At 59.5% G+C, this 4,038-nt stretch carries 4 protein-coding genes; 3 read left to right on the plus strand and 1 reads right to left on the minus strand.

Features of this window, described 5'->3' with window-relative positions:
* From Q0288_RS08725 to Q0288_RS08735, 3 genes are all read left to right on the plus strand, one after another.
* On the plus strand, window positions 1–660 hold a 660-nt coding region (locus tag Q0288_RS08725), incomplete at its 5' end, for an NYN domain-containing protein (RefSeq protein WP_299429507.1).
* A gap of 127 nt (window positions 661–787) precedes the next feature.
* The gene (pdxH, locus tag Q0288_RS08730) at window positions 788–1,420 is read left to right on the plus strand and encodes a pyridoxamine 5'-phosphate oxidase (RefSeq protein ID WP_299429508.1); all 633 of its coding nucleotides are present in this window, start codon (window positions 788–790) and stop codon (window positions 1,418–1,420) included.
* A gap of 126 nt (window positions 1,421–1,546) precedes the next feature.
* Window positions 1,547–2,362 carry a SprT family zinc-dependent metalloprotease gene (locus tag Q0288_RS08735; protein WP_299429509.1) on the plus strand — a complete coding sequence of 272 codons (816 nt, stop codon included), beginning with the start codon at window positions 1,547–1,549 and terminating at the stop codon, window positions 2,360–2,362.
* A 111-nt stretch (window positions 2,363–2,473) separates the two neighbouring features.
* On the opposite strand, the gene Q0288_RS08740 is transcribed toward Q0288_RS08735, so the two are convergent.
* Window positions 2,474–4,038 (minus strand): FAD-dependent oxidoreductase (locus tag Q0288_RS08740; RefSeq protein WP_299429510.1); only part of this gene is annotated, 1,565 nt, incomplete at its 5' end.

Raw genomic sequence — 4,038 nt, forward strand, 5'->3', positions numbered from 1 at the left:
GCCTATTGCGACTGGGAGCGCTACAAGGAGTTTAAAGCAGCCATGCACGAGGCCGGTTTTGAGCTAATTGAGATTCCCCACACCCGCCTCTCGGGCAAAAACTCTGCCGATATCAGGCTGGTAGTGGATGCCCTCGACCTGTGCTATACCAAGTCCCATGTAGACACTTTTGTCGTTATTAGCGGCGACTCCGACTTCTCGCCGCTGGTCTCCAAACTACGGGAAAACAACCGTCTGGTGATTGGGGTGGGGGTCAAAAAATCCACCTCAGATTTGCTAACCGCTGCCTGCGACGAGTTCATCTTCTACGACGATCTGGCCCAGGATGAAACCACCAAAAAACGGGCCGCCAGACCCGGTAAACAGGAGCCCAAGACCAAAACAACTGGTCGGAAGCCCGAAGAAGACAAGCAACAGCAGGCCCTCGAGCTGGTGCTCGAGACCCTCGAGGCCCTGCAAGCCGAGCGCGGCGGGGAGGAGCGGATACTGAGCTCGCTGGTCAAGCAGACCCTCAAACGTCGCAGGCCGGGCTTCAACGAGGCATCGTATGGTTTTCGTGCCTTTAGCGGCCTCCTCGAGGAAGCCCAGCGCCGGGGGCTGGTGCGCCTGGAGCGTGACGAGCGTTCGGGGGGCTATATCGTGCATCCTCGAGGCGACTAGTCGGTGGTTGGCAGATCAAAGGTCGGTTCGCAAAATAGTACCGTGTCCGGGCTGTTGCCGACTTATAGCCGAAGGGGTGTATCCTGCTTTGCAACCCCAGCCATCCGAATCGCCGCATAATAAAACCATGCTCCGTGACCTTCGCAGTGACTACACCTACCGTACCTTTAGCGAGCAGGACGCCGACCCAAACCCCTTCCGACAGTTTGAGCACTGGCTGGCCGAGGCCCTCGAGGCCCATCTCCACGAACCCCACGGCATGACCCTTTCGACGGTGGGAGAGAACGGGCGGCCTGGCAGCCGGGTGGTGCTGCTGCGGGGGTTGGACGATCGGGGGTTTGTCTTCTTCAGCAATTACCAAAGCCGCAAGGGACGGGAATTGGCCACCCATCCCTGGGCCTGCCTCAACTTCTGGTGGCCCCCCCTGGAACGCCAGGTGCGCATCGAGGGTCGGGTCGAGAAAGTTGAGCCAGAACTCTCCGATGCGTATTTTGCCAGCCGTCCCTACGATAGCCAGGTGGCGTCGGCAGCCAGCCCGCAGAGCGAGGTAATTGCCAGCCGGGAAGTACTGGAGCAACGCATTGCCGAGCTCAAGGCCCGCTACCCCGGAAACATGCCCCGCCCGGCCCACTGGGGCGGGTTTCGACTGAGGCCGGACACCCTCGAGTTCTGGCAGGGTCGCCCCAACCGCCTGCATGACCGGCTGGCCTACCGCCTACAGCCAGATGGGGGGTGGAAAATTGAACGGCTGGCCCCTTAAGCCGAAACATTAAGGGTTACGTTATGTAAATATAAGAATATCCTGCCCACGAATAGTCATTTGATGAATTTTACAAGCCCTCATCTCACCATTTGATTTGCACGTTCTGAATAGGATAAAGCCCGGATGCCAGACACAGAAAAAGCTACCCTGTACTACCAAAACAAAACCATCCGTTATACCGTCCGCCGCAGTGCCCGCCGCCGAACGGTGGGAATTACCATTGATGCCCAGGGGGTTCGGATCGCTGCGCCCAGACGAATGCCCCTGGAACAAGTGATTGCTTTGGTGAACACCAAAGCCCGCTGGATTGCCGACAAGCACACCGAATTCAAGAGCCGCACCGGGCCGCGCAAGCGCTTTGTGAGCGGGGAGGAGTTCTTATATTTGGGCCGCCGGGTGAGCCTTCAGGTACAGTCCGAGGATCGGTCTCCCCACCAGGGCCGAAAGCTCAGCAAGCCTCGCTCCTCGATTCAGCCCGAGCTATTTGACTTCAGCTTTTTACCCATCAAACCCAGGCCCAGGGCGGCAGTGGCCCTCAAAGGCAACGTTTTGCATGTGCAGGCCGATGCTTCTTCGATGCAGAGCACTAAAGAAGTACGGGAGATTCTGGAGGGCTGGTACCGAACCCGCGCCGAGGAAGTCATTGCCCGGCGGGTGCAGCACTACGCCCTTCAACTGGGCTGGCGCATGCCCATAGTCTTGATCCGCAACCAGAAAAAGCGCTGGGGAAGCTGCAATGCTAAGGGTGAATTGCGCTTCAACTGGCGGCTGGTGATGCTGCCCTTGCCGGTGCTGGATTATGTGGTGGTGCACGAGATGGCCCACCTCAAGGTACTCAACCACAGCCCTCGCTTCTGGGCACTGGTGGAGCAGATCATGCCCGACTACAAAGCCCGTCATCAGGCGCTGCACGAGCTGGGAATGGGTCTGTACTGGTAGCTATCGCGCTCTTGTTAAAGACATTTTTTCAAATCTCCTGGGCAGGCGGCGAGCGCATTTCTGTCTGGCAGTCTGCGAAAAAAGCGTCTCCCTTTGGTCGGGTTATCGCGTCTAGATCGCGCTCAGAATTTGTGATCTGGTGTTCTCCTGCTCGAGCGCCACTTTTTCGGCATTCCAGCTCAGTTCCTGGCCCATCAATTCAGCCACCCTGGGCACCGCTCCCAGCGCCGCCAGGGTATCGAGAAAGGCCAGGCGGGTGCGGCGGGTCAGCACGTCGAGGGGAGTGTGGGCCATCTCGTGCCGGACTGCATAGATCACTTCGGCCTCGATGATAGGCCACTCCACTGCCAGACGATTCCCGTGGCCGTCGGCGGCGATCTGAGCCACAACCCTGGCGCGGGCGCCATAGGCCTGGTGGAGGTGTTTGGCTATATCCGGGGCGAAGCCTGACTGCTCGAGTTTTTTTACTCCATCCAGCTCAAAGCCCTGTCCGCCCAGCAGCGGAATCTGCTCGGTACGGGAGGGGCCTGCTTCCAGTCCAAATTGCCCGATCGCATAGTTCACCAGATCCTGCGCCATCTTGCGGTAGGTGGTCCACTTGCCGCCGGTCAGGGTCAGCAGGCCCGCAGCACTTTTCTGAATCAAGTGGTCGCGGGCTAGTTTGGCGGTGTCGGCATCGGGGCGTGAAACCAGAGGGCGCAGACCCGACCAGCTGGCCCGCACGGCTTCCCGTGGAACCTCCCCCAGGTAGGGTTTTACCTGCCGCAACACATAGCCAATCTCTTCTTCCGTCACCCGGGGGTGATCCACAATCGGAGCCGGGTCGTCGGTGGTTCCCACCAGGGTGCCGCCTTGCCAGGGCAACACAAACACCACCCGCCCATCCTCTGTTTTGGGAATCAGCAAGCCCGCGTCAAGTGGGCTGTATTTCTTGTCCAGCACAATATGGATGCCCGAACTGGCGGTGAGCAAGGGCGGTGAATGGGGATCATCCATGCGCCGGATGGTATCGGAGAAGGGGCCGGTAGTGTTCACCACTACCCTGGCAGCAACCTCCATTTCCCTGCCGCTCAAGCGATCCCGAACCGCCGCCCCCGACAATTGACCATTCTGCTTGAGCAGCCCCGTCACTTCCATGTCATTAAGCACCACTGCGCCCTGCTGCGCTGCGGTGAGGGCCAGTTCCACGTTGAAGCGGGCATCGTCAAACTGCCCGTCCTGATAGGCCACCGAACCCTTGAGACCCCTGGGATTAACCGAGGGAAAACGTTCCAGGGTTCCCCTGGCGCTAATGTACTGAGCGGGCTGCAGGCGGGCATTGCCGGCCAGGAGGTCGTACATCTTTAACCCGGTGTAGTAGTAGGGCGCTTCCCAGAACTTGTACAGGGGGGTCAGGAGCCACAGGGGGCGGGAGAGGTGTGGCGCATTCTTGAGCATAATGGCCCGCTCATGCAGCGCATCGCGCACCAGATTGAGCTGCACCCGGTCAAAAGTCTTGACTGCAATTTCTAGATAGCGCACCCCGCCGTGGATAAGCTTGGTGCTGCGGCTGGAAGTGCCCTCAGCAAAATCGTAGCGCTCCACCAGGGCAGTTTTGAGCCCCCGGCTCGAGGCTTCCAGTGCCACCCCAGCCCCGCTGGCCCCCCCCCCAATTACCAGCAGATCAAAGGTTTCAG

The organism is uncultured Meiothermus sp. (assembly GCF_937863175.1).
Taxonomy (GTDB): domain Bacteria; phylum Deinococcota; class Deinococci; order Deinococcales; family Thermaceae; genus Meiothermus.

What these genes read in the sequence shown, in the direction of transcription:
- pdxH (WP_299429508.1), top strand. Translation starts at nt 788, where the DNA reads ATGCTCCGTGACCTTCGCAGTGACTACACCTACCGTACCTTTAGCGAG.
- Q0288_RS08735 (WP_299429509.1), top strand. Translation starts at nt 1,547, where the DNA reads ATGCCAGACACAGAAAAAGCTACCCTGTACTACCAAAACAAAACCATC.